Origin of the sequence: Mycobacterium sp., from assembly GCF_032159775.1 — a bacterium.
GTDB lineage: Bacteria > Actinomycetota > Actinomycetes > Mycobacteriales > Mycobacteriaceae > Mycobacterium.
In genome coordinates this window covers 20,256-41,847 of the sequence record NZ_JAVHWK010000141.1, presented here as the reverse complement: position 1 = coordinate 41,847, position 21,592 = coordinate 20,256, and the positions used below count along the sequence as shown (strand labels likewise).

The 21,592-nt window shown below is 65.5% G+C and carries 29 protein-coding genes and 1 tRNA gene; 19 read left to right on the top strand and 11 right to left on the bottom strand.

What is annotated here, in order from left to right:
* Positions 1–26: 26 nt before the first annotated feature.
* Entirely contained in the window at positions 27–1,331 is a 1,305-nt protein-coding gene (locus tag QOJ24_RS19470) for a nicotinate phosphoribosyltransferase (protein ID WP_526264168.1), read from the bottom strand.
* Between the two features lie 53 nt (positions 1,332–1,384).
* Between QOJ24_RS19470 and clpS the strand changes: the two genes are divergently transcribed.
* The 10 genes from clpS (at position 1,385) to rph (ending at position 8,243) form a co-directional block, all read left to right on the top strand.
* Positions 1,385–1,687, top strand: a complete 303-nt coding sequence (gene clpS / locus QOJ24_RS19465; protein ID WP_123028569.1) for an ATP-dependent Clp protease adapter ClpS — start codon at positions 1,385–1,387, stop codon at positions 1,685–1,687.
* Positions 1,688–1,710: 23 nt separating this feature from the next.
* Complete coding sequence (gene aosR, locus QOJ24_RS19460) at positions 1,711–2,292, top strand: oxidative stress transcriptional regulator AosR (RefSeq protein WP_526264166.1); 582 nt, start codon at positions 1,711–1,713, stop codon at positions 2,290–2,292.
* Positions 2,293–2,320: 28 nt separating this feature from the next.
* Complete coding sequence (locus QOJ24_RS19455) at positions 2,321–3,349, top strand: P1 family peptidase (protein WP_526264164.1); 1,029 nt, start codon at positions 2,321–2,323, stop codon at positions 3,347–3,349.
* The gene (locus tag QOJ24_RS19450; protein ID WP_526264162.1) at positions 3,346–3,783 is read left to right on the top strand and encodes a M67 family metallopeptidase; all 438 of its coding nucleotides are present in this window, start codon (positions 3,346–3,348) and stop codon (positions 3,781–3,783) included. Before QOJ24_RS19455 ends, QOJ24_RS19450 begins: the two co-directional genes overlap by 4 nt.
* A 28-nt stretch (positions 3,784–3,811) precedes the next feature.
* Positions 3,812–4,093: a MoaD/ThiS family protein gene (locus QOJ24_RS19445; protein ID WP_526264161.1), complete on the top strand. Its 282-nt coding sequence runs from the start codon at positions 3,812–3,814 to the stop codon at positions 4,091–4,093.
* Positions 4,094–4,095: 2 nt separating this feature from the next.
* Entirely contained in the window at positions 4,096–5,067 is a 972-nt protein-coding gene (locus QOJ24_RS19440) for a PLP-dependent cysteine synthase family protein (RefSeq protein WP_526264159.1), read from the top strand.
* A gap of 31 nt (positions 5,068–5,098) precedes the next feature.
* Positions 5,099–5,779 (top strand): rhomboid family intramembrane serine protease, encoded by a 681-nt coding sequence (locus QOJ24_RS19435; protein WP_526264157.1) that lies wholly within the window; start codon positions 5,099–5,101, stop codon positions 5,777–5,779.
* Positions 5,776–6,597, top strand: coding sequence for a glutamate racemase (gene murI, locus QOJ24_RS19430; RefSeq protein WP_526264155.1), 822 nt, complete (start codon positions 5,776–5,778; stop codon positions 6,595–6,597). Before QOJ24_RS19435 ends, murI begins: the two co-directional genes overlap by 4 nt.
* A 61-nt stretch (positions 6,598–6,658) precedes the next feature.
* On the top strand, positions 6,659–7,432 hold the full coding sequence (locus QOJ24_RS19425) for a cyclic nucleotide-degrading phosphodiesterase (protein WP_526264153.1): 774 nt from the start codon (positions 6,659–6,661) through the stop codon (positions 7,430–7,432).
* Between the two features lie 28 nt (positions 7,433–7,460).
* Positions 7,461–8,243 carry a ribonuclease PH gene (gene rph, locus QOJ24_RS19420; RefSeq protein ID WP_526264151.1) on the top strand — a complete coding sequence of 261 codons (783 nt, stop codon included), beginning with the start codon at positions 7,461–7,463 and terminating at the stop codon, positions 8,241–8,243.
* On the opposite strand, the gene QOJ24_RS19415 is transcribed toward rph, so the two are convergent.
* Entirely contained in the window at positions 8,240–8,590 is a 351-nt protein-coding gene (locus tag QOJ24_RS19415) for a hypothetical protein (RefSeq protein ID WP_526264149.1), read from the bottom strand. The genes rph and QOJ24_RS19415 overlap by 4 nt on opposite strands.
* 240 nt (positions 8,591–8,830) lie before the next feature.
* Between QOJ24_RS19415 and rdgB the strand changes: the two genes are divergently transcribed.
* Complete coding sequence (gene rdgB, locus QOJ24_RS19410) at positions 8,831–9,442, top strand: RdgB/HAM1 family non-canonical purine NTP pyrophosphatase (protein WP_526264147.1); 612 nt, start codon at positions 8,831–8,833, stop codon at positions 9,440–9,442.
* Here the strand turns inward: rdgB and QOJ24_RS19405 are convergent.
* A complete protein-coding gene (locus QOJ24_RS19405; RefSeq protein ID WP_526264145.1) occupies positions 9,359–10,612 on the bottom strand; it encodes an acyltransferase family protein in 1,254 nt (417 codons plus the stop codon). The two genes, rdgB and QOJ24_RS19405, sit on opposite strands and share 84 nt — an antisense overlap.
* A gap of 97 nt (positions 10,613–10,709) precedes the next feature.
* On the opposite strand from QOJ24_RS19405, the gene QOJ24_RS19400 reads away from it, so the two are divergent.
* The gene (locus QOJ24_RS19400) at positions 10,710–11,606 is read left to right on the top strand and encodes an alpha/beta fold hydrolase (protein WP_526264143.1); all 897 of its coding nucleotides are present in this window, start codon (positions 10,710–10,712) and stop codon (positions 11,604–11,606) included.
* Here the strand turns inward: QOJ24_RS19400 and QOJ24_RS19395 are convergent.
* Positions 11,603–11,941, bottom strand: a complete 339-nt coding sequence (locus QOJ24_RS19395) for a DUF3817 domain-containing protein (RefSeq protein ID WP_526264141.1) — start codon at positions 11,939–11,941, stop codon at positions 11,603–11,605. The two genes, QOJ24_RS19400 and QOJ24_RS19395, sit on opposite strands and share 4 nt — an antisense overlap.
* Positions 11,938–12,300 (bottom strand): hypothetical protein, encoded by a 363-nt coding sequence (locus QOJ24_RS19390; RefSeq protein ID WP_526264139.1) that lies wholly within the window; start codon positions 12,298–12,300, stop codon positions 11,938–11,940. Before QOJ24_RS19390 ends, QOJ24_RS19395 begins: the two co-directional genes overlap by 4 nt.
* 36 nt (positions 12,301–12,336) lie before the next feature.
* Between QOJ24_RS19390 and QOJ24_RS19385 the strand changes: the two genes are divergently transcribed.
* Positions 12,337–12,419, top strand: a tRNA-Leu gene (locus QOJ24_RS19385).
* Between the two features lie 147 nt (positions 12,420–12,566).
* Entirely contained in the window at positions 12,567–12,815 is a 249-nt protein-coding gene (locus QOJ24_RS19380) for a hypothetical protein (RefSeq protein WP_526264137.1), read from the top strand.
* A 5-nt stretch (positions 12,816–12,820) separates the two neighbouring features.
* Here the strand turns inward: QOJ24_RS19380 and QOJ24_RS19375 are convergent, their stop codons facing one another.
* From QOJ24_RS19375 to QOJ24_RS19365, 3 genes are all read right to left on the bottom strand, one after another.
* Positions 12,821–13,144, bottom strand: coding sequence for a putative quinol monooxygenase (locus QOJ24_RS19375; RefSeq protein WP_526264135.1), 324 nt, complete (start codon positions 13,142–13,144; stop codon positions 12,821–12,823).
* A gap of 133 nt (positions 13,145–13,277) precedes the next feature.
* Positions 13,278–13,511 (bottom strand): hypothetical protein, encoded by a 234-nt coding sequence (locus QOJ24_RS19370; protein ID WP_526264133.1) that lies wholly within the window; start codon positions 13,509–13,511, stop codon positions 13,278–13,280.
* Positions 13,512–13,608: 97 nt separating this feature from the next.
* Positions 13,609–13,869, bottom strand: a complete 261-nt coding sequence (locus tag QOJ24_RS19365) for a WhiB family transcriptional regulator (RefSeq protein WP_526264131.1) — start codon at positions 13,867–13,869, stop codon at positions 13,609–13,611.
* Positions 13,870–13,983: 114 nt separating this feature from the next.
* Here QOJ24_RS19365 and QOJ24_RS19360 point away from each other — a divergent pair, with 114 nt between their 5' ends.
* Positions 13,984–14,610, top strand: a complete 627-nt coding sequence (locus tag QOJ24_RS19360) for a TetR/AcrR family transcriptional regulator (protein ID WP_526264129.1) — start codon at positions 13,984–13,986, stop codon at positions 14,608–14,610.
* Between the two features lie 17 nt (positions 14,611–14,627).
* Here QOJ24_RS19360 and QOJ24_RS19355 read toward each other — a convergent pair whose 3' ends face one another.
* A complete protein-coding gene (locus tag QOJ24_RS19355; protein WP_526264127.1) occupies positions 14,628–15,491 on the bottom strand; it encodes an AraC family transcriptional regulator in 864 nt (287 codons plus the stop codon).
* Positions 15,492–15,515: 24 nt separating this feature from the next.
* On the opposite strand from QOJ24_RS19355, the gene QOJ24_RS19350 reads away from it, so the two are divergent.
* The gene (locus QOJ24_RS19350; protein ID WP_526264125.1) at positions 15,516–16,778 is read left to right on the top strand and encodes an amidohydrolase family protein; all 1,263 of its coding nucleotides are present in this window, start codon (positions 15,516–15,518) and stop codon (positions 16,776–16,778) included.
* 47 nt (positions 16,779–16,825) lie between these two features.
* Here QOJ24_RS19350 and yaaA read toward each other — a convergent pair whose 3' ends face one another.
* Positions 16,826–17,572 (bottom strand): peroxide stress protein YaaA, encoded by a 747-nt coding sequence (gene yaaA / locus QOJ24_RS19345; protein WP_526264124.1) that lies wholly within the window; start codon positions 17,570–17,572, stop codon positions 16,826–16,828.
* A gap of 46 nt (positions 17,573–17,618) precedes the next feature.
* Here yaaA and QOJ24_RS19340 point away from each other — a divergent pair, with 46 nt between their 5' ends.
* Positions 17,619–18,683 (top strand): amidohydrolase family protein, encoded by a 1,065-nt coding sequence (locus tag QOJ24_RS19340; protein WP_526264122.1) that lies wholly within the window; start codon positions 17,619–17,621, stop codon positions 18,681–18,683.
* Position 18,684: 1 nt separating this feature from the next.
* Here QOJ24_RS19340 and QOJ24_RS19335 read toward each other — a convergent pair whose 3' ends face one another.
* Entirely contained in the window at positions 18,685–19,905 is a 1,221-nt protein-coding gene (locus QOJ24_RS19335; RefSeq protein WP_526264120.1) for a cytochrome P450, read from the bottom strand.
* A gap of 89 nt (positions 19,906–19,994) precedes the next feature.
* Here QOJ24_RS19335 and QOJ24_RS19330 point away from each other — a divergent pair, with 89 nt between their 5' ends.
* Both QOJ24_RS19330 and QOJ24_RS19325 read left to right on the top strand, forming a co-directional pair.
* Positions 19,995–20,621 carry a TetR/AcrR family transcriptional regulator gene (locus QOJ24_RS19330; protein ID WP_526264118.1) on the top strand — a complete coding sequence of 209 codons (627 nt, stop codon included), beginning with the start codon at positions 19,995–19,997 and terminating at the stop codon, positions 20,619–20,621.
* Positions 20,621–21,565: an SDR family NAD(P)-dependent oxidoreductase gene (locus QOJ24_RS19325; protein WP_526264116.1), complete on the top strand. Its 945-nt coding sequence runs from the start codon at positions 20,621–20,623 to the stop codon at positions 21,563–21,565. Before QOJ24_RS19330 ends, QOJ24_RS19325 begins: the two co-directional genes overlap by 1 nt.
* The last annotated feature ends 27 nt before the right edge of the window (positions 21,566–21,592 follow it).

The following is a 21,592-nucleotide window of genomic DNA, read 5'->3' as shown; positions in this document are numbered from 1 at the left end:
CGGAGCTGCGTCGGGCGTGGTTCCTCCTACGCGCCTCGGCCGGCGGACGGAATCATCCGGGTCGGAATCGCGGGTTCGCCGCGGGACAGTTTCAGGCCGTCCCACGGCAGGCTCTCCAACCCCGCCACCACGCGGTCACGGGCCGCGGCAAGGTCGAGATCCGCGACGGGCTCACCGTTCTCGACCAGCGGAACCGTCAAGTCGCGGGCGACCAGCTCGGACTGCGGTGCGGCTTCGCCGGCCGGATAGACGAGTTCCTCGACGACGGTTCCCGACGGCTTGGCCAGCCGGGTGGCTCTCTTGCGGCCACCGTGGGATTCCTTGTGCAGGCTGCGCTTCTGCACCGAGATACCGTCCACCTGGACCAGCTTGTAGACCATGCTCGCGGTGGGCGCTCCCGAGCCGGTCACGACCGATGTGCCGACCCCGTAGATATCGACGGGTTCGGCGCGCAGTCCGGCGATCGCGAACTCATCGAGGTCGCCCGACACCACGATGCGGGTTTTCGTCGCGCCGAGCTCGTCGAGCTGCGCGCGGACCTGCCGGGCCAGCACCCCGAGGTCGCCGGAGTCGATGCGCACCGCGCCGAGTTCGGGGCCTGCCACCTCGACCGCGTTCGCGACGCCCGCGGTGATGTCGTAGGTGTCGACGAGCAGGGTGGTGCCGACGCCGAGCGCGTCCACCTGGGCGCGAAATGCCGCCACCTCGTCGGGCCCGTCGGCCGAGGTGTGCAGCAATGTGAACGCGTGGGCGCTGGTGCCCAGCGCGGGTACGCCGTGGCGGCGCTGGGCCTCGAGGTTGGACGATCCTGCGAACCCGGCCAGGTAGGCGGCCCGGGCGGCGGCCACCGCGGCCTGCTCGTGTGTGCGACGGGAGCCCATCTCGATGAGGGTGCGCCCCTCGGCCACGCTGGCCATCCGGGTCGCCGCCGACGCGATCGCGGTGTCGTGGTTGAAGATCGACAGCGCCAGCGTTTCGAGCACGACGCACTCGCCGAAGGTGCCGTGAACCGCCAGCACCGGCGAGCCGGGGAAGTACAACTCGCCCTCGGCATAACCGTCGACGTCGCCGCGGAATCGATAGTCGCCCAGATACTCCAGGGTGTCGCTGTCGAGGAAGTCCGAAAGCGCTTGCAGCGCGGTGTCGTCGAAGGTGAAGTCCGCCAACGCTTCCACGAAGCGCGCGGTCCCGGCGACCACGCCGTAGCGCCGCCCCTCCGGCAGGCGGCGAGCGAACACCTCGAACGTGGTGCGCCGATGCGCGGCCCCGTCGCGCAGCGCTGCCGCAAGCATGGTCAGCTCGTACTTGTCGGTCAGCAACGCCGCGGTCACCCCGCAACCGTAACCGTTCCCGTGCCCTCCTAGGCCCCGGCTATTCTGGGCAGATGGTTACCCCAGCGAAGACCCGTCCGGGAACTCGCGAGGAGAAGCACGTCGACACCGCCGAGGACACCGAGTCCCCGTGGGTGACCCTCGTGTGGGACGACCCCGTCAACCTGATGACCTACGTGACGTACGTCTTCCAGAAGTTGTTCGGCTACAGCGAGCCGCACGCCACCAAGCTCATGCTGCAGGTGCACAACGAGGGCAAGGCGGTGGTATCGGCGGGCAGCCGCGAGTCGATGGAAGTCGACGTGTCCAAGCTGCATGCCGCAGGCCTGTGGGCGACCATGCAACACGACCGCTGAGACACCGGAGCCGGGACGCAACAGTGCGCAAGTGGAAGCGGGTCGACACCGCAAGTGGCACGCGCTTTCGATCGGCCCTGGCATCGCACGAGGCCGCGCTGCTCGCAAGCCTGGTGACGTCGATGGTCGCCATGCTCGAGGAGCGCGAATCATCCTCGCCGCCAGACGAACTCGAGGAAATTACCGGCTTGAAGACGGGTAACTCACGTCCCCCGGAGGACGAAACCATGAAGCGGCTGCTGCCCGATTTCTTCCGCCCGCAGAACGACCATCCTGCCGGGTCAGGCACCGCCGAGAGCCTGAACAGCGCGCTGCGCAGCCTGCATGAGCCCGAGATCATTGCCGCCAAACGTCATGCGGCGCAACGGGTGCTGGACACCGTGCCCGACGGCGGCGGCCGGTTCGAGCTGACCACCGAGGACGCGCATGCGTGGGCGGCTGCCGTCAACGACGTCCGGCTTGCGCTGGGCACGATGCTTGACATCGGTCCGGAGGGCCCCAACGGAATGCCTCCCGACCATCCGATGGCAGGCCATTACGACGTGTACCAGTGGCTCACGGTGCTGCAGGAGTATCTGGTCCTCGGCCTGATGGATAAGAAGTGATGAGCGCTTGCGCGAAGAACAGACAGCCATGAGCGCTATCACCGACGTCGGTGGAATCCGCGTCGGCCAACACCATCGAGTCGATGCGGACGCGACGCTCGGTTCGGGCTGGGCGAGCGGTACCACCGTCGTGCTGACTCCACCGGGCACCGTCGGTGCGGTCGATGGCCGCGGCGGTGCGCCGGGCACGCGCGAAACCGACCTGCTGGACCCCAGTAACTCGGTGCGCCACGTCGATGCCGTCGTGCTGTCCGGCGGTAGCGCCTACGGCCTCGCCGCAGCCGACGGGGTGATGAGTTGGCTAGAGGAGCACGGACGCGGGGTGGCGATGGAAGGCGGCGTGGTGCCGATCGTTCCCGCCGCTGTGGTCTACGACCTGCCCGTCGGCGGTTGGCAATGCCGACCGACCGCCGCGTTCGGCTACGCCGCCGCCGAAGCGGCGGGGACAGAGGTGGCGCTCGGCACTGTCGGCGCGGGGGCGGGCGCGCGCGTCGGAGTGCTCAAGGGCGGCGTTGGAACCGCGTCGGTGACGCTCGAATCGGGTGTCACCGTCGGCGCGATCGTCGTGGTCAACGCCGCGGGCGAAGTGATCGACACCGCCACAGGGTTGCCGTGGCAGGCCGACCAGAGCGAGGAGTTCGGCCTGACCCGGCCACCCGCCGACCAGATCGCCGCGTTCGCCGCCAGGAACGTCGAATTCAGCCCGCTCAACACAACGATCGCGGTCGTCGCCACCGATGCTGCGCTGAGCCCGGCAGGGTGTCGCCGGATCGCCATCGCAGCACACGACGGCCTGGCGAGGACGATCCGGCCATGCCACACCCCGCTGGACGGCGATACCGTCTTTGCGCTGGCCACCGGTGCTGTCGAGGTGCCGCCGGATCCCGAGACGCCTGCGTCGATGTCACCCGAAGTGTCCCTGATCACCGCCGTCGGAGCCGCCGCGGCCGATGTGCTGGCCCGGGCGGTGCTCGTCGGCGTGCTTGCGGCAGAGTCGGTGGCCGGAATACCGACCTACCGGGACATGTTGCCCGGAGCGTTCGCTCAACAAGCTTGAGTGAGGAAGGGGATGTTGTCGTGTTGGTGATTCGCGCCGATTTGGTCGACGCGATGGTCGCACATGCCCGCGCCGACCATCCCGACGAAGCGTGCGGCGTGCTGGCCGGTCCGGAGAGCTCGGACCGCCCCGAACGGCACATCGCGATGCTCAACGCCGAACGTTCGCCAACGTTCTACCGGTTCGACTCGATGGAACAGCTGAAGGTTTGGCGGGCGATGGACCAGGCCGAAGAGGTGCCAGTCGTCATCTACCACTCGCACACCGCGACCGAGGCCTATCCCAGCCGTACGGACATCTCATATGCATCCGAGCCAGACTCACATTATGTGCTGGTATCCACCCGCGACCCCGACGAGCACGAGCTGCGCAGCTATCGCATCGTCGACGGGGTCGTCACCGAGGAACCCGTCAAGATCGTCGAGCAGTACTAGACGTCGAAGAGAAGAGGAATGACCGACCATGTCTGTCTTGGTATCGATCCCAACCATTCTGCGCAGCCACACCGGCGGCGAGAAGCGCGTCAGCGCCACGGGCAGCACACTGCAGGCCGTCATCAGCGATCTGGAGTCCAACTACTCGGGCATATCCGATCGCCTCGTCGACTCGGCTAATCCTGGCAAGTTGCACCGCTTCGTCAACATCTATGTCAACGACGAGGATGTGCGCTTCTCCGGCGGACTCGACACCGAGATCTCCGATGGCGATTCGGTCACCATCCTGCCCGCAGTCGCAGGCGGCTGACTTTGACGCGGTACGACTCTCTGCTGGAGGCGCTGGGCAACACACCGTTGGTGGGTATGCGGCGGTTGTCGCCGCGGTGGGACGACGCCCACGGCGAACCGCACGTGCGGTTGTGGGCCAAGCTCGAGGACCGCAACCCGACGGGCTCGATCAAGGACCGGCCCGCTCTGCGGATGGTTGAGGACGCCGAACGGCGCGGACTGCTCGAACCCGGCGCCACCATCCTGGAGCCGACCAGCGGTAACACCGGCATCTCGCTGGCGATGGCTGCCCTGCTAAAGGGCTACAAGATGATCTGCGTGATGCCGGAGAACACGTCGATCGAGCGCCGTCAGCTGCTCGAGTTGTACGGCGCGCGGATCATCTTCTCGCCCGCCGAGGGCGGGTCGAACACCGCGGTGGCGCACGCTAAGGAGCTGGCCGCGCAGAACCCCGACTGGGTGATGCTCTACCAGTACGGCAACCCCGCCAACGCCGATGCGCACTACCTCGGCACCGGTCCCGAACTGCTGGCCGACCTGCCGGAGATCACACACTTCGTTGCCGGTCTCGGCACCACCGGCACGCTGATGGGCACGGGACGGTTCCTGCGGGAGCACGTGCCAGGCATACAGATCGTCGCCGCCGAGCCGCGCTACGGCGAAGGGGTGTACGCGCTGCGGAACATCGACGAGGGCTTCGTCCCCGAGCTTTACGACCCTGCCGTACTGACGACGCGCTTCTCGGTCGGTTCGTTCGATGCTCTGAAACGAACCCGTGAGCTGGTCCAGGTCGAGGGCATCTTCGCGGGCATCTCGACGGGCGCGATACTGCACGCGGCTCTCGGCATGGCCGCAAGGGCGCTCAAGGCGGGCGAGCGTGCCGACATCGCGTTCGTGGTGTGTGATGCCGGGTGGAAGTATCTGTCGACCGGCGCATACGCCGGTAGCCTTGACGAAGCGGAAGACGCTTTGGAAGGGCAGTTGTGGGCATGACAGCAGGGCGCGAAGCGGAAGCGGATTGCGCATGACGCAGCCGGGCTATCCGACCCAGCCGACGCCGAAGAAGCGGCCGGCGTGGGTGGTTGGCGGCGTCACGATCCTCAGCTTCGTCGTGCTCCTCTATGTCATCGAGCTGTTCGATTCGCTGTCGGATCATCGGCTGGACGAGAACGGCATCCGGCCGCTGGAGACCGACGGCCTGATGGGCATCGTGTTCGCGCCGCTGCTGCACTCGAACTGGGACCACCTGATCGCCAACACGATCCCCGCCCTGATCCTCGGGTTCCTGATGACGCTCGCCGGTATGTCGCGGTTCATCTTCGCTACCGCGATCATCTGGATTCTCGGCGGATTCGGCACCTGGCTGGTGGGCAACATCGGTGCGCACTGCCCCTACGTCGGCGTCACCTGCGAGACCAACCACATCGGCGCGTCGGGTCTGATCTTCGGCTGGCTGGCGTTCCTGATCGTGTTCGGCTTCTTCACCCGCACGGTATGGGAGATCGTGGTCGGCGTCGTCGTGCTGTTCGTCTACGGCGGCGTCCTGCTCGGTGTGCTGCCCGGCACTCCCGGGGTCTCGTGGCAGGGCCATCTGTGCGGAGCGGTCGCGGGTGTGGTCGCGGCGTACCTGTTGTCCGGTCCAGAGCGGAAGGCGCGCGAGGCCAGAAAGCGCGGCGCGTCGCTGCCGCAGACTTTCGGGACGTGACCTCACCACTAGCCCCTGTCGGCATTTTCGATTCCGGCGTCGGCGGCCTAACCGTCGCGCGGGCGATCATCGATCAACTGCCCGACGAGGACATCGTCTACGTCGGGGACACCGGCAACGGGCCCTACGGCCCACTGACCGTCCCCGAGATTCGAGCGCATGCCCTGGCCATCGGCGATGACCTGGTTGGCCGCGGCGTCAAGGCGTTGGTCATTGCCTGCAACACGGCATCCTCGGCGTGCCTGCGCGACGCGCGGGAGCGCTACGCGCCGGTGCCGGTCGTCGAGGTGATCCTGCCCGCGGTGCGACGGGCCGTGGCGTCGACGCGTAGCGGGCGCATCGGCGTGATCGGCACCGAGGCGACGATCGCGTCGGGCGCCTATCAGGACGCGTTCGCCGCCGCGCGCGACGTCCAGATCACCGGGGTGGCGTGCCCACGGTTCGTCGACTTCGTCGAACGCGGTGTGACCAGCGGAAGGCAGGTGCTTGGTCTCGCCGAGGGGTATCTGGAACCACTGCAGCGCGCCGATGTCGACACCCTGGTGTTGGGCTGCACCCATTATCCGATGCTGTCAGGGCTCATCCAGTTGGCGATGGGAGACCAGGTCACCCTGGTGTCCAGTGCCGAAGAAACGGCCAAGGACTTGCTGCGGGTGCTGACCGAGCTCGACCTGCTTCGCCCGCATGACGCGCCGCGGGCAAAAAGGCAGTTCGAGGCGACCGGCGATCCTGAAGCGTTCACCACACTCGCGGCGCGTTTCCTCGGCCCGACTCTCGACGGCGTTCGACCTGTTCAGCGTCATGTCGGCGCCCAATGATGACGATCGTCAGTCAATGCGGTGATGTTTTCGCCACCGGGCTGGTGGGCATGGCAAGCTAGTGAGTGTGCGAATCACCGTACTCGGTTGCTCCGGCAGTGTTGTCGGGCCTGATTCGCCAGCGTCCGGGTATCTGCTGACTGCACCCGACACGCCTCCTCTTGTTATCGATTTCGGCGGCGGAGTTCTCGGTGCGCTGCAGCGCCATGCAGATCCCAACGCGGTGCATGTTCTGCTCTCGCATCTGCACGCCGACCACTGCTTGGACCTTCCGGGTCTGTTCGTGTGGCGTCGTTACCACCCGTCGCCCGCGCCGGAGCGCGGCTTGATGTTCGGCCCGCAGAAGACGTGGGCGCGCCTTGGTGCGGCGTCGTCGCCGGAAGGCGCTGAGATCGACGACTTCAGCGACATTTTCGACATCCGACACTGGGTTGACCGGGAGGCCGTGCGAATCGGCGCACTGAACGTCGAGCCGCGGATGGTGTGCCATCCGACCGAGTCTTACGGAATGCGGATCACCGATCCGTCCGGGGCGACGTTCGTCTACAGCGGTGACACCGGAGCCTGCGACTCGCTCGTCGATCTCGCCCGCGGCGCCGACGTGTTCCTCTGCGAGGCGTCGTGGACGCACGACCCGACGCGACCACCGAACCTGCATCTGTCAGGCACCGAGGCGGGCCAGGCCGCCGCCCGTGCCGGCGTCGCCGAGCTGTTGCTGACCCACATTCCGCCGTGGACGTCGCGCGAGGACGTGATCAGCGAGGCGAAGGCGGAATTTGACGGGCCCGTGCATGCGGTGGTGTGCGGAGAGTCCTTCCCCGTCACTCGGCATTGATGACGGGGGCACCGGCTAGGGTTGGCGGGTGTCCAGACGAGAAGACGGAAGGCTTGACGACGAGCTGCGTCCGGTGGTCATCACCCGCGGTTTCACCTCTCACCCGGCGGGATCGGTCCTGGTGGAGTTCGGTCAGACCAGGGTCATGTGCACTGCAAGCGTCACCGAGGGCGTGCCGCGCTGGCGCAAGGGTTCCGGGCTTGGCTGGCTGACCGCGGAGTACGCGATGCTGCCTGCAGCCACCCATGAGCGGTCGGACCGCGAGTCGGTCCGCGGCAAGATCGGCGGGCGCACGCAGGAGATCAGCCGGCTGATCGGGCGGTCGCTGCGGGCGTGCATCGACCTTTCGGCGTTGGGGGAGAACACGATTGCCCTCGACTGCGATGTGCTGCAGGCCGACGGTGGAACCCGCACGGCGGCGATCACCGGCGCGTATGTGGCGCTGTCCGACGCGGTCACTTGGTTGGCCGCGGGCGGAAAGCTCGCCGACCCTCGTCCGCTGTCGTGTGCGATCGCCGCAGTGAGCGTCGGCGTGGTCGACGGACGAGTCCGCACCGATCTGCCGTACACGGAGGATTCGCGGGCCGAGGTCGACATGAACGTGGTCGCCACCGACACCGGCACGCTGGTGGAAGTCCAGGGCACCGGCGAAGGCGCAACGTTCCCACGCTCGACGCTGGACAAGCTGCTCGATGCCGCACTGGCCGCCTGCGACCAGTTGTTCGTCGTTCAGCAGGAGGCGCTGGAACTGCCCTATCCCGGCGTGCTTCCCGAATCCGACGCCCCTGCGAAAAAGGCGTTCGGCGGTTAGGCGTTCTTGACGAGCCCGATGACGACGTGGCCGTCGGCAACGGAATCGACGGTGAGGACGAGCGTGCCTTCGTCAAGCGATGCTGAGCCGCGGTCGTCAGACTCCGCCCAGATGTTGCCCTGCCGGTGCAGTTCCCATCCTTTGCCTGTCTGCACGACATGGACGCAGTCCGGTCCGCACGGGTCCACGGTGAACGGGGCCGTATCGCCGGCGTTGTACTGTTCAGCCTCCAGGATGGTCCCGGTATAGGCCCCGGCGGCTGGGTCGGCCGACGCCGGGATTGCCAGGGCGATCTGTGCGCCGATGAGGGCTGCGCCGAGTGCCAGTCCGCGAGTGAAGGTGATCATGTTGTTTGCTTTCCTCCCCATGTGGTGCGGGCGATCGATCAGCCCGTTTGATGGACATTAGGGGTTGTAGGCGAGGCCGGAGACTATGAATGCAAATTCGGCTGCGAGTTGTTGCACCGGCAAATAGTTTGCTGGCGAGGTCGATGATGATCGTCTGGCGAACACGCAGCTAGTCGGCAGTTTCCACTCAGGGGAGCACAGTGACCTGTCAAGTAATTCGGCACGGACTAGCCTGAGCGCGTGACTGACCTGCTCGTCGCCAGCCGCAATCGCAAGAAGCTGGCCGAATTGCGGCGGGTACTCGACGCCGCCGGCATCTCGGGTCTCGAGCTGTTGTCGTTGGATGATGTGGCGGCGTTCGACGAGGCGCCCGAAACGGGTGCGACGTTCGAGGAGAACGCGGTGGCGAAGGCGCGTGACGCGTTCGAGGCGACCGGTCTGGCGAGCGTGGCGGACGATTCCGGCCTCGAGGTCGACGCGCTGAATCACATGCCGGGTGTGCTGTCGGCGCGGTGGGCGGGTGTGCACGGGCAGGATGCGGCCAACACTGCGCTGCTGCTGGCACAGTTGCATGACGTACCCGATGAGCGGCGTCACGGCGCGTTCGTTTCGGCGTGCGCGCTCGTCTACGGCACGGGTGATGTTCGCAAGGAAGTTGTGGTGCGCGGCATGTGGCCGGGGACCATCGCGCGAGAACCGCGGGGCGACGGGGGATTTGGGTACGACCCGGTTTTCCTTCCGGAGGGTTCGTCGCGGACGGCGGCCGAGTTATCTGCGGAGGAGAAGGACGCGGCGTCGCATCGCGGCAGGGCGCTGGCGTTGTTGGTGCCCGCCTTGAGCGAGCTGGTTTAGAGTCCGCGCCGGCCGGGGTCCGGTCACCCGGTGCAGGGCCCACGCCAACGGGATCGTCAGCGCAAGCGTCGTCGCATACAGAACCGTCAGCGATCCGGTGAACAGTGGCCAGCGCAATAGCAGGTTCATCGTCACCGCCATGACGGCCGCGTGCAGCAGGAAAATCTCGTACGAGATCTCGCCGATCCGCACCATCGGTGTGTTGCCCAACATCCGCGCATATCGGTCCGATGTGCCGAGTACGAGGGCGCCGACCGTCAGCGTCGCGATCGCGGCATACAGCACGGCCTTGGTTGCCAGTGCCCAAACGGGAACGGGTCCGACGATCGCGCCGCCGAGCGGTGTGGCGACGATCAGAAACAGCGCACCGGCCAACAGCAGCGCGACATCCGCGCGCCAACGTCTACCGACAATGCGAAGGACCGCCAGCGCCATACCGCCCGCGAAGCACGCAAGGTGCGCGGGCAGCCACATCCCCGCGGAATTCGGAAATTGGTCGGTGGCGGCGACGACCAGAAGCCACGCCGGGGTCACCGCGGCGATTGCCGCCAACGCCTTGAGGACGCGGGCGGCCCGCCACTGCGGCCGGCGTCGTTGCAGAACCACGTAGGCGATTGCGGGTAACGCGGCGTAGAACGACACCTCGACGGCGAGGCTCCACATCTGAGACAGCCCGGTGTGCAGGTATGTCGTCAGGTAGTCGTCCGTGTAGGTCTGCGTCAGCGTGAGGTAGCGGAGCAATCCGTGCCACGTCTGTCCGGGGTTCGGCCCAGGGGTGAACACCACGTACAGCTCGAAAATCGCCAACACCGTGACCAGGTAGGCGGGCGCGATTCTCCGTACCCGACGCCGTGCGTATTGGCCCAGACCCGGTGGTCTGGCGCCGGCGGCGGCGGCCGCTACCCACGGTCGAAACAACAGGAACCCGGAAAGTACGAAGAAGAGCGCGACACCGATCTCGAGGCGCGCGTAGACGGCGCCGAGGTATCCGTGGCTGAGCTGGCCGGTGGCGAAAGCTGCGTGCGTGCCGACGACGAGGAGCGCAGCAACGGCCCGCATGCCGGTCAGGGCCGGGCTGCGGGTGTCGCGTTTTCCGTTGCGTTCAAGCGGCTCACTGTGGCCGCTACCTCGGAGCGCGCCGCTGCAGCGCACTTCAGGGCTGGCCAACACCGCGTCGAGTGTAGCCGCGAATTCTATAGCTCAGCTAAGGAAATGGTTTCACGAGGACACAGTAATCGGGCCGGTGCATTACCGATAGGTTGCTCCGATGACCGCTGAAGTCGACGTGTTTCGAACTCCGGACGAGCGATTCGAGAACCTGCCGGGGTACAACTTCGCTCCGAATTATGTCGATGTCGACGGTCTGCGGATGCATTACCTGGACGAGGGACCGAAAACGGGGAAGCCGATCGTCTGCTTCCACGGGGAACCGAGCTGGTCGTACCTGTACCGCAAAATGATCGGCCCGTTCGTCGACGCTGGGCACCGGGTAATCGTTCCTGATCTTGCGGGCTTCGGCCGGTCGGACAAACCCACCGATAGGCGTTGGTACACCTACGACCGGCACAGCGAGTTGATGAGCGGGGTGCTCGGCAGTCTCGATTTGCATGACGCGATCGTGGTAGTCCAAGACTGGGGTGGTGCGATCGGCCTGCGGTGGGCCGTCGACAATGCCGATCGTGTTGCGGCATTGTCTATTTCGAATACGGGCTTGTTCACGGGCCGCGTCTCGAAGGGCTTTCTCGCCTGGCGTGCCTTCGCGGAGAAGAACCCGGATCTGCCGGTGGGGTTCGTGATCCAGGGTGCGACCGCAACAGAGGTGCCGCAGGACGTGATCGCCGCCTATGAGGCACCGTTCCCAAATGTGGAGTCGAAATCCGGTGCCGCGCAGTTCCCGTTGTTGGTTCCGACGTCGGAGGATGCGGCAGGTGCCGATGTGATGCGAGAGGTTGCCGACCAACTGTCGCGCTGGCAGAAGCCTGCGCTGGTGGCGTTTTCGGACCAGGACCGGATTTTCCCATATCCAAAAGCCGGCCAAGTGTTCTGCGATCTGATCTCGACCGCTGGAGAGCAGGTGAAGGTCGAAGGGGCGTCGCACTTCCTTCAGGAAGATCGTGGTGAGCGCCTGGCTGAAGAGGTGCTCAATCACCTCACTGATGGCTAGATGCCGAACTTTGCCTTGACGTCGCTGCTCTGGAAGTGCTCGACGATGATGCCGACCAGCGGGATGGTGCCTGCCAGCAGCACGCCGATGGTCTTGGCGATCGGCCAGCGCACCTTCACCGCGAGGTTGGCGGTGAAAAGCAGGTAGACGAAGTAGACCCATCCGTGCACAACCGCGATCCAGTTCAGGCCTTCCACGCTGTAGATGTATTTGGCGACCATCTCGTAGCACAGCAGGATCAGCCACAGGCCGGTGGTCCAGGCCATCACGCGATAGCCGACCAGCGCCTTGCGGATGGACTCGACGGGGGTGGTCGGTACGGGGGTATCGGTCACGGTTCCTTGTCTTTCTCGGCTAGGTCGGCAAGGTAGGCGTTGTACTCCCGCATCGCGGGATCGTCGTCGGATCGTGTTGCGGGCTTGGGTCGTTCGGGCAGCAGCCCCGAAGGGATCTCGGTGATGGCGTGGTGGTTCGTCGGTTCCGGCGGAGCGTCCTCGTAACGGACGAACTTGTAGTAGCCGTACACACAAAACCCGGCGAACAACGGCCATTGCAGGGCGTAGCCGAGGTTCTGGAAGGTGCCCGACGCGGACTCGAAGCGGGTCCATTGCCACCAGGCCAGCATCAGGCAGCCAGCGGCGGCGACGGCCACCAGCGCGATGAGCGCCGGTCTCCTACGCCGCGTAGTGGACACCGTTCAACGGTACCGCGATACCATCATTGCGCTCACGCGCGAGTGTCGGAATTGGCAGACGAGATGGCTTTAGGTGCCATTGTCCTATGGGCGTGGGGGTTCGAGTCCCCCCTCGCGCACCCCGAAATTCTCTCGACTTCTGCAGCAGGGTCGTGATCTGGCGCAGACAACGGCCCTCATGCAGAAGTCGGCGATGTGGCAATTCTTTAAATCGTCGTCAATTAATTACGTGTTTGAAAAGTCGGTTCACCGGAGAACCTCCGACTATGCAGAAAATCATTAGTCGCATTGCGTCCGTCGCCGCGGCCGGGATCGCTCCGCTCGCGTTTGTCACTGTCATCTCGCCTGCAGTCAGCCACGCCGACTGCACCTTCGGCACCGAGTACTGGGATCCGATGGCTAACGAGTGCCGCCCGACCGGTCTGGTGCTGCCAAAGAATTGTTCGCCCGACGGCTGGTGGGATCCGGTGATCAACGACTGCCGCCCGCTGGTGCCGCCGCCGCCTGAGCAGTGACCGCGCTAGTCGACCTTTATCTCGCCCATTTCGCCCCACTCATCCGCATCGATCTCGTGGCTGATGATCCGCGGTGTCGATGAGAGCAGTGCCGGGGCGCTGGCGACGAACTTTTTGAAGTGCTCGCTGGTGACGTGGGCCTCGCCTGCGTCGGCGTCGCGAAACCCTTCCACCAGAACGTATTCCGACGGATCATCCACACCGCGTGACCATTCGAAGAACAAGTTCCCTGCCTCGTTGCGGGTGGCCGCGGTGAATTCGGAAACCTGGTCGGTGAAGTCCTCGACGTACTCGGCCTTCGGCCGCCACTTGACGACGATGAAGATCATTTAGTGCTCCTTCAAGGCAATTATCGGCCCAAAATCTCGGGCCCGAGACATTGCCGCAACGGGATCGTCTATCCCGCACTCTAAGTCGTCAAGAGCGTCGGTGTGCAGGGGCGGCACGCCGCCAGGCGAGCGCTCAGGCGGGTTGCCGAGCTTCGTCGTCCTCGGCCTGCTTCGCAAAGCAGATCAGGCTGCCGACGAAGGCGAGCACCGCAGTCACGCCTGCGAGCGAGGCGATGACGACATCGGACGCGCCCCAGCTGGCGAGGCTCACCGCGAGGGCGATCACCGAGGCGATGTTAAGGAAGAGCCCCGTCGTCGCGATGGCCTCGGACGCCGGTTGGTCAGAAGGAGCGAGCCGCTCATCCACGAAGGTCCCCCTGGTGACTAGCCGAACATGACGATCAGATGTTGCCCCGTTTCGGCGGAAACGAAACTAACAGCCCGGTCGCCGTCATGCGGCGAGTTCAGGTGCTTTGGACCGGAAACCCGTTTTGTTCTGCCAGTTCACGCAGTTGCTTGAGCGCGTGCCGACGGCCGCGGCCTGCCTCGGGTATCAAAATGCCTGCCCATACGCCCTCGGCCCCCTGTGTCTTACAGGCTTCTCGAGCGCAGGCCCAGCGACGGGGGCATGCGCGGCACAGCGCCTTGGCGCCGTCGTCGGCCCTGGTCGTCCACCGATCGGGATCGCGTGTACAGGCGAAGGTCGACGGTTCGTCTATCAGCATGGGGTACGTGGACTGAACCTCCCGACATCCTGTGAACGGCAATACGCTTGTATCGTAGACACGATACAGTTGTATTGTCTACTCTGAGCGTGTGACCACTGATTTCGGCGAACGATGACCCTGCTACCGGAAGCCGACAGAGTCGGCGCGGTAGAGCTCACTACCGTCGAGCGAATCCGCAATGCGGCATTGCGAATGGTTGCCGTTCAGGGCGTCTCAGGTACATCGCTACGTGCGGTGGCCGCGGCCGCAGGGGTGTCCCTCGGTCTGGTGCAGCACCACTTCGCGACGAAGGCAGGCTTGATCAAGGCTGTGGACGACTACGTCTTCGCGGCGGTGATCAACCAGATCACGCAGCCGGTTCCGGACACCACGTCGGATTCGGTAGCCGAGATCAGTGACCGCGTGACCGCGATGATCTCCGAGAATCCCGACGTCACGAACTATGTCGGCCGCGCTTTGATCGACGGGCGGCCTGTGGGATTCATGATCTTCGACGCCCTGCTGAATGCCGGCACGGCGCGGTGGAATCAGCGAGGGGAACGCGGCGAAACCCGCCCGGATATCGATCTGACGTGGGCTGCCGTCAACTCGCTTGTGCTGGCTCTTGGCACCTTCATTCTGCGTGGCCACATCGAGCGCAACCTGCCCGAGCCGTTGACCAGCCCCGCGCAGCTTCAACGATGGCACTCTTCTGTCACGATGCTGCTGCGCGAGGGACTGTTCCGCCGTCCCGATTAAACGTCATCCATCCGGCGTCAAACCTTCTCGCGGGCAACCCTTTTCCGGTACGTCGATGGTGTCTCCCCGCTGAATTGCGTGAAGGCACGGGTGAACGAGCTGAGGCTGTCGAAGCCTACTGCGGTCGACGTTTCCTGCACCGTCTGCCCGGGTGAGGCCAGAAGCGCCATCGCCCGCAGCATCCGCGCGTGCAGTAGATAGGTCCGCCAGGACAGGCCGAGCTCGTCGTGAAAGAGTCGGCGAAGCGTGCGCTCCGAGACCGCTACCGCGCGGCTCACCCGGTCGGCGCTCACCGACTGCAGGTGCTTCTTCGTGAAGGCCATCGCCGCGTCGACGATCGGATGCTCGGAGGTCGGAAGGCTCAGTGGCGCTTCGTGATCCAGGGCCTCGACAACCAGGTCGGCAAGCGTACGGAAGAACGCGTCGGAGATGTCGTCGCCGTGCGGGCGATCGATCGGCCACCGCAGCGCATAGATCATCATCTCCCGAATCAGCGGCGATACCGCCAGGATTCGGGCCCGGTCACCGCCGGTGGGAATCATCAGCGCATCGAACATCACCGCGACGGTCCGCACGCCCGGCGCCATCGTCGCCTGGTGCTCGAGCCCGGCCGGAATCCACGCCGCCTGCTGGGGCGGCAGCAGGTAGTGCGCAGAGGCGGTCTCGACGTCGACGACTCCGCCGATCGCGTATTCGATCTGGTGCACCTCGTGGCTGTGCCAACCGGTGATCAGACCCTCGCCCTCATAGAGATAGCTCCCGCCCAACGCCCGGCCGCCGCGGCGGAGTTCGATCACCCGCCCGGCGGGGTGCCGGGAATCGCCGGGCTGGTCATTGGCCGGTTGGGCTAAACCTCTGTCCGATAGCGCAGAGACGGTCACACCGGTAGACGGTACTACTGAACTATGCAGACCGACGACCTGATCTTGGTGAGCATCGACGACCACGTCGTGGAGCCCCCGGACATGTTCCTCAACCACGTGCCCGCCAAGTACAAGGCCGAGGCGCCGATCGTCGTCACGGACGACAAAGGCGTCGACCAGTGGATGTATCAGGGCAGGCCGCAGGGCGTGAGTGGGCTGAACGCCGTGGTGTCGTGGCCGCCCGAGGAGTGGGGGCGCGACCCGGCCGGCTTCGCCGAGATGCGCCCCGGCGTTTACGACGTGCACGAGCGCGTCAGGGACATGAACCGCAACGGCATCCTCGCGTCGATGTGCTTCCCGACCTTCACCGGGTTCTCGGCCAGGCACCTCAACATGCACCGCGAGGAGGTGACGCTGGTGATGGTCTCGGCCTACAACGACTGGCACATCGACGAATGGGCCGGCAGTTACCCGGACCGATTCATCCCGATCGCAGTCCTGCCGACGTGGAACCCCGAGGCGATGTGTGCCGAGATCCGCCGGGTCGCCGCCAAGGGCTGTCGCGCGGTCACCATGCCGGAACTGCCGCACCTTGAAGGACTTCCGAGCTATCACGACGACGACTACTGGGGCCCGGTGTTCCGCACTCTGTCAGAGGAGAATGTCGTGATGTGCCTGCACATCGGCACCGGTTTCGGGGCGATCAGCATGGCCCCCAACGCGCCGATCGACAATCTGATCATCCTGGCGACCCAGGTGTCGGCGATGTGCGCACAGGATCTGCTGTGGGGTCCGGCGATGCGCAAATATCCGGATTTGAGGTTCGCGTTCTCGGAGGGCGGCATCGGCTGGATCCCGTTCTACCTCGACCGCAGCGACCGGCACTACACCAACCAGAAGTGGCTGCGCCGCGACTTCGGCGACAAGCTGCCAAGCGATGTGTTCCGTGAGCACTCGCTGGCCTGCTACGTCACCGACAAGACGTCGCTGAAGCTGCGCCATGAGATCGGCATCGACATCATCGCCTGGGAGTGCGACTACCCGCACTCCGACTGTTTCTGGCCCGACGCGCCCGAGCAGGTGCTTGCCGAACTCAACGCGGCGGGCGCCGACGACGGCGACATCAACAAGATCACCTGGCAGAACTCCTGCCGGTTTTTCGGCTGGGATCCGTTCGCCCGGACACCTCGCGAGCAGGCGACGGTCGCTGCTCTGCGCGCCAACGCCACAGATGTCGACGTCTCGATCAGACCACGCAAGGAGTGGGCGCGGCTCTACGAGCAGAAGCAGCTCGCCAAAGCGTGATTCGGCGCGCTCACGTGCGCTGAGCGTCGATCAGCGCGCCGAAATCGCTAGGCGTCGACGACGACGGTCAGTTCATTGCCGTAACGCTCGACCCGTATACCGGCCTTCCTCGCGACTGCGGCCAATTTGGCCGCGTCGTCGGGTTCGGCCCTGCTGCTGACGAGCGCCCGCGCGAACCTGCCCTTGTGTGCCTTGTTGAAGTGAGTGACCACGGTTCGTCGGCCGTCGGCGAGTTCGGAGACGACGTCGACGCGCACCGCGGCAGGTAGTCTGCCCAGCCCCGCATAGGAGCCTGAACGCAGATCGACCACGAGTTCGTCGGCCGCGAGGTCGGCAAGGACGGGTTCAAGCGCGGGACGCCAGCGCGCCGCCAGGGTCGGTTGTCCGGGCAGCTTCGAGGAAGCCGACAATCGGTAGGCCGGTATCGGATCGTCTGCGCGCAGAAGCCCGAACAGTGCGGAGCCGACGGTGAGCCGAGAGCGTGCCCGGGAAAGTGCTGTGCCACGTAGGGATTCGATGTCGAGTGCGTCGTACAGCACGCCGGTGTACCGGTGGATCGCGGGCATGGTGGGCGCGGCGGTGAGCGCACCGTTGCGATCGATCTCGTGATCCTGGGATGGAGAAAGCCCAAGCGCGCGCCTGCAAGCCGCGGGATCCGCCGCCAGCGCCACCAGCTCGTCGACGAGTCTGGCGCGCACCGGGTACAGCGCGGGGAAGTTCAGGGCATCCAGCCGCAACGGCGGTCCGTCGCCTCCGGTCCGCTTGGTCTCAGAGGGGGGCAGCAACACGATCACGAGCGAAAAGGCTATCGGTACGTCCGGCGGTCGTATCTTTATAAGGATGCGGATCATCGACGCCGACGGTCACGTCGCCGAGGGGGCATCACTGGCGGCCGAAGCGATGCGGCGCTGGCCGGACCACATCGTGCCGCGTACGGACTCGTTGGGCCTGGTGATCGAGGGCCGCAACTATCCCGAGTCCAGCGGACCCGGCGCCGGTTGCCCGACCGAGCACGGCATCTCCGCCGCGGAGGGGATCAACTGCAGATCGCCAGAGGGCGTGCTCGGCGACGCCGACCGCGACCAGATCGACACGATGGTGCTCTATCCCAGCCTCGGCCTGTGCACTCCGACGCTCGAAGACCCCGAGTTCGCCGCGGGCTTCGCCCGGCTCTACAACGAGTGGATAGCGGACTACTGCAGGTCATCGGGCGGCCGCTTGCACGGCATCGCCGTAACGCCCATCGAGCACGGCGCGGTGGCGATCGACATCATGCGCGAGGCAAAGGATCTCGGCCTGGTCGCCACCCATCTCCCGCCCGCGCTCAAGGCCCGCAACCTCGACCACCCGGATCTCGACGCGTTCTATGCCGCCGCCGTCGAGCTGCAGATGCCGCTCGGCATCCACGGCGCCCCGGGTGTCCACCTTCCGAAGATCGGCGTCGACCGATTCACGAACTACATTCAGGTGCATTGCATCAGCTTTCCGTTCGACCAGATGACGGCGATGACCGCGCTCGTCTCGGGCGGGGTCTTCGACCGGCACCCGGATTTGCGCGTCGCGTTTCTCGAAGCCGGGGTCGGGTGGGTGCCCTTCTTCATCGATCGGCTCCATGAACATTTCGAGAAGCGCGGTGACTGGATCGACGGCGGTTGGCAGCGGGACCCGCAGGAGTATCTGTCGGCCGGAAACATCTGGGCGACCTGCGAACCCGAGGAGCCCATCCTGCCTGGCGTCATCGACGTGCTCGGCGACGACTTCATCATGTTCGCCAGCGACTACCCACATTGGGACGGCGAATGGCCGGAGAGCACAAAGCATTTACGTACCCGGCCCGACATCAGCGAGGAGACGCGCGCGAAGATCGGTGGGCTGAACGCACAGCGCTTCTACGCGCTCAATTGAGTCACCATGTGACAGGCAGCTCGTGGATCGTGTAGATCTCCTGCTGGCCCGCGAAGCTCAGGTCCTCCGGGGAGACTGCCAGCCGCAGGCCCGGCAGTCGACGCGCCAGCGACCCGAGGGCGACCTGCAGCTCGACACGAGCTAGGTTCTGTCCGATGCACTGGTGCACCCCGAATCCGAAGCCGAGGTGTCCGCGGGGATTTCGGTCGATATCCAGGGTGTCGGGGCGGTCGACGAATGCCGCATCCCAATTGCCTGCGGGCAGATTCATCAGCACCTGCTCGCCCGCCTTGATGAGTTGACCGTTGATCGTGAGATCTTCAAGGGCAACACGGTCCACCTGGGTGTGCACGATCGTCAGGTAGCGCATCAACTCCTCGACGATATTGGCGACCAGGGCAGGGTCGTCAGTTCGACGGAGCCGGTCCAGTGCGTCGGGGTGCTGCAGCAGAGCCACGGTGCCCAGCGAGATCATGCTTGCCGTGGTTTCGTGCCCGGCCTGCAACAGGATCACGCAGTTCATCACCGCGGTTGCGCGGTTGAGTTCGCCGGTGGCGACATAGTCGGCCATGAGCCGGCTCATCAGATCATCGCCGGGCTCCTTCGCCTTGAGGTCGGCGAGCTTCCACATGTAGTCGAACATCGCGCCGATCGCCGCCATCTTCTCGTCGTCGGTCGATCGCGCGTCCAGACCTTTTGTGCTGTTCTTCTGAAAAAACTCGTGGTCTGCGTAGGGGACCCCGAGCAGCAGTGAGATCACCAGCGAGGGCACGGGCAGCGCGAAATCGCGCACCAGGTCGGCCGGCGCCCCCTTGTCGACCATGTCGTCGAGGAAGCCGTCGACCAACTCCTGAATCTGCGGGCGCATCGTTTCGGCACGGCGAAACGTGAAGTCGCGGGTCATCATGCGTCGCAACCGGTTGTGTTCGGGATCGTCGATGCGAGCAAAGACAACAGGAACGTCGTCGTCGTCGTACGACTTGGCCCGTAGGGGTTCGGGAAGTGTGTTCGCGGACAGCCGCGGATCGGTCAAGGCCGCCCGGATGTCCTCGTAGCGGCTGATCAACCACGTCGGCTCATGACGCCACAGGACCAGCTGCAGGCCGTCGGATGCCCGCCAGTCGTCGAACTCAGGCGGCGGCTTCAACGGGCACCGCCGGTCCCGCGGAATTGGAACGGCCGGGGGTGCCGTGCCTTCGCCGTGGGCCGAGGTCGTCGTCATCACTGCTCCTCAATCGACAGCCGACTGTCAGTTGTGGTGAGCGTAGAACCGGCTTTAGTGACAGTCAACTGTCAGTTACAGTTGATGTCGTGACTGTGGTGACGGACCGTCCGCTGCGCGCGGACGCGGCTCGCAACGCCGATCGCATCCTGCGCGCCGCCCGTGACATCTATGCCGAGCTCGGACCCGACGCCCCTCTGGACGCCATCGCTCGGCGTGCCGGAGTGGGGGAGAGGACGCTGTACCGGCGCTTTCCCACCAAGGGCGAGTTGGCCAGGGCGGTGATCGACCAGCGCATCGCCGAAACTCTCTCGCCGGTGATCGGGCGTGCGCTGCGCAGTCGCAACCCGCTGCGCGGCCTGGCGAAGCTGATCGAAGCGGCGGTCGCACTCGGCGCGCGCGAACACAATGTATTGACAGCGGCGCGGAAAAACGGGTCGTTGGCCGACGTCTCGGTGCAACTGGACGCGGCACTGGCCGAACTCACCCGGCGGGCGCAGGAGGCTGGTCTCGTCCGTGCTGATCTCGTCGCCGACGATCTGCCGCGCATGGTCGCGATGCTCTACAGCGTTCTCGCGACCATGGATCCCGCGTCTGATGGTTGGCAGCGGTACGTCGCGCTGATGATCGACGCGATATCCACATCTAACCCGAGTCGACTGCCTCGACCGGTGCCCATCCAGTACGCGCAACCTCTTGAGGAGTGGCCGGTCTGATGAGCGAATTGCGATTCGACGACCGGGTCGCCGTCGTCACCGGAGCAGGCCGGGGGCTCGGCAGGCAGTACGCGCTGCTTCTCGCCGAACGGGGCGCATGCGTCCTCGTCAACGACCTCGGCGGCTCGGTGACCGGCGACGGAGCGGGCGGCAATCCCGCCAACGACACCGTGCAGGAGATCAAGGACAACGGCGGGGACGCTGTCGCGGACACCAACAGCGTTGCGACGCCCGACGGCGGCCAGGCGATCATCGACACCGCGATCGACACGTGGGGCCGCGTCGACATCCTCGTCAACAACGCAGGAACCGTGAGCGATGCGGATTTCGAGGACATGACCGAAGAGCGGCTGAGCCCGCTGGTCGACGTGCATCTCAAGGGTGCGTTCTTCGTCACCCGGCCAGCTTGGAAATTCATGCGAGAGAAAAACTTTGGCCGCATCATCAATACCTCGTCGGCGGCGGGCATCCTCGGCGCGCCGCGGATGACCAACTACGGCGCCGCCAAGACCGGGATCATCGGGCTGACGCGCGCGCTCACAGCCGAAGCGGCCGGCCTCGACATCAAGGTCAACGCGATCGTCCCCGTCGCCGCCACTCGAATGATGGACTACTCGATGGGCAGCGCCGCCACGGTCGACAATGCCGAGGCGGAGCAGCTGATGCGTCCGTTCCTCGATCGGCTCGACCCCGCACTCGTCGCCCCCGTGGTGGCGTTTCTCGCCCACGCAGACTGCCCGGTCTCCGGCGAGATCTACACGGTCGGCGGAGGTCAGGTGTCCCGGTTCTTCATCGGCAGAACCAAGGGCTACTACAACCCGTCGCTGACCTTGGAGGATGTGAGCGCCTACTTCGAACAGATCCGCGATCCATCGGAGCACACCATCCCCGCCGGGCCGGCCGACGAGATGATCGACATTTACCAGGTAATCACCGCCGGCTAGAAGCGCTCCCGCCCGTCTTGCTATTTT

Bases quoted from the DNA above. Each gene is read 5' to 3' on its own strand.
- clpS (WP_123028569.1), top strand. From the start codon at position 1,385: ATGGTTACCCCAGCGAAGACCCGTCCGGGAACTCGCGAGGAGAAGCAC.
- QOJ24_RS19455 (WP_526264164.1), top strand. From the start codon at position 2,321: ATGAGCGCTATCACCGACGTCGGTGGAATCCGCGTCGGCCAACACCAT.
- QOJ24_RS19445 (WP_526264161.1), top strand. From the start codon at position 3,812: ATGTCTGTCTTGGTATCGATCCCAACCATTCTGCGCAGCCACACCGGC.
- QOJ24_RS19435 (WP_526264157.1), top strand. From the start codon at position 5,099: ATGACGCAGCCGGGCTATCCGACCCAGCCGACGCCGAAGAAGCGGCCG.
- QOJ24_RS19415 (WP_526264149.1), bottom strand. From the start codon at position 8,590: ATGATCACCTTCACTCGCGGACTGGCACTCGGCGCAGCCCTCATCGGC.
- QOJ24_RS19400 (WP_526264143.1), top strand. From the start codon at position 10,710: ATGACCGCTGAAGTCGACGTGTTTCGAACTCCGGACGAGCGATTCGAG.
- QOJ24_RS19380 (WP_526264137.1), top strand. From the start codon at position 12,567: ATGCAGAAAATCATTAGTCGCATTGCGTCCGTCGCCGCGGCCGGGATC.
- QOJ24_RS19375 (WP_526264135.1), bottom strand. From the start codon at position 13,144: ATGATCTTCATCGTCGTCAAGTGGCGGCCGAAGGCCGAGTACGTCGAG.
- QOJ24_RS19365 (WP_526264131.1), bottom strand. From the start codon at position 13,869: ATGCTGATAGACGAACCGTCGACCTTCGCCTGTACACGCGATCCCGAT.
- QOJ24_RS19360 (WP_526264129.1), top strand. From the start codon at position 13,984: ATGACCCTGCTACCGGAAGCCGACAGAGTCGGCGCGGTAGAGCTCACT.
- QOJ24_RS19350 (WP_526264125.1), top strand. From the start codon at position 15,516: ATGCAGACCGACGACCTGATCTTGGTGAGCATCGACGACCACGTCGTG.
- QOJ24_RS19340 (WP_526264122.1), top strand. From the start codon at position 17,619: ATGCGGATCATCGACGCCGACGGTCACGTCGCCGAGGGGGCATCACTG.
- QOJ24_RS19335 (WP_526264120.1), bottom strand. From the start codon at position 19,905: ATGACGACGACCTCGGCCCACGGCGAAGGCACGGCACCCCCGGCCGTT.
- QOJ24_RS19325 (WP_526264116.1), top strand. From the start codon at position 20,621: ATGAGCGAATTGCGATTCGACGACCGGGTCGCCGTCGTCACCGGAGCA.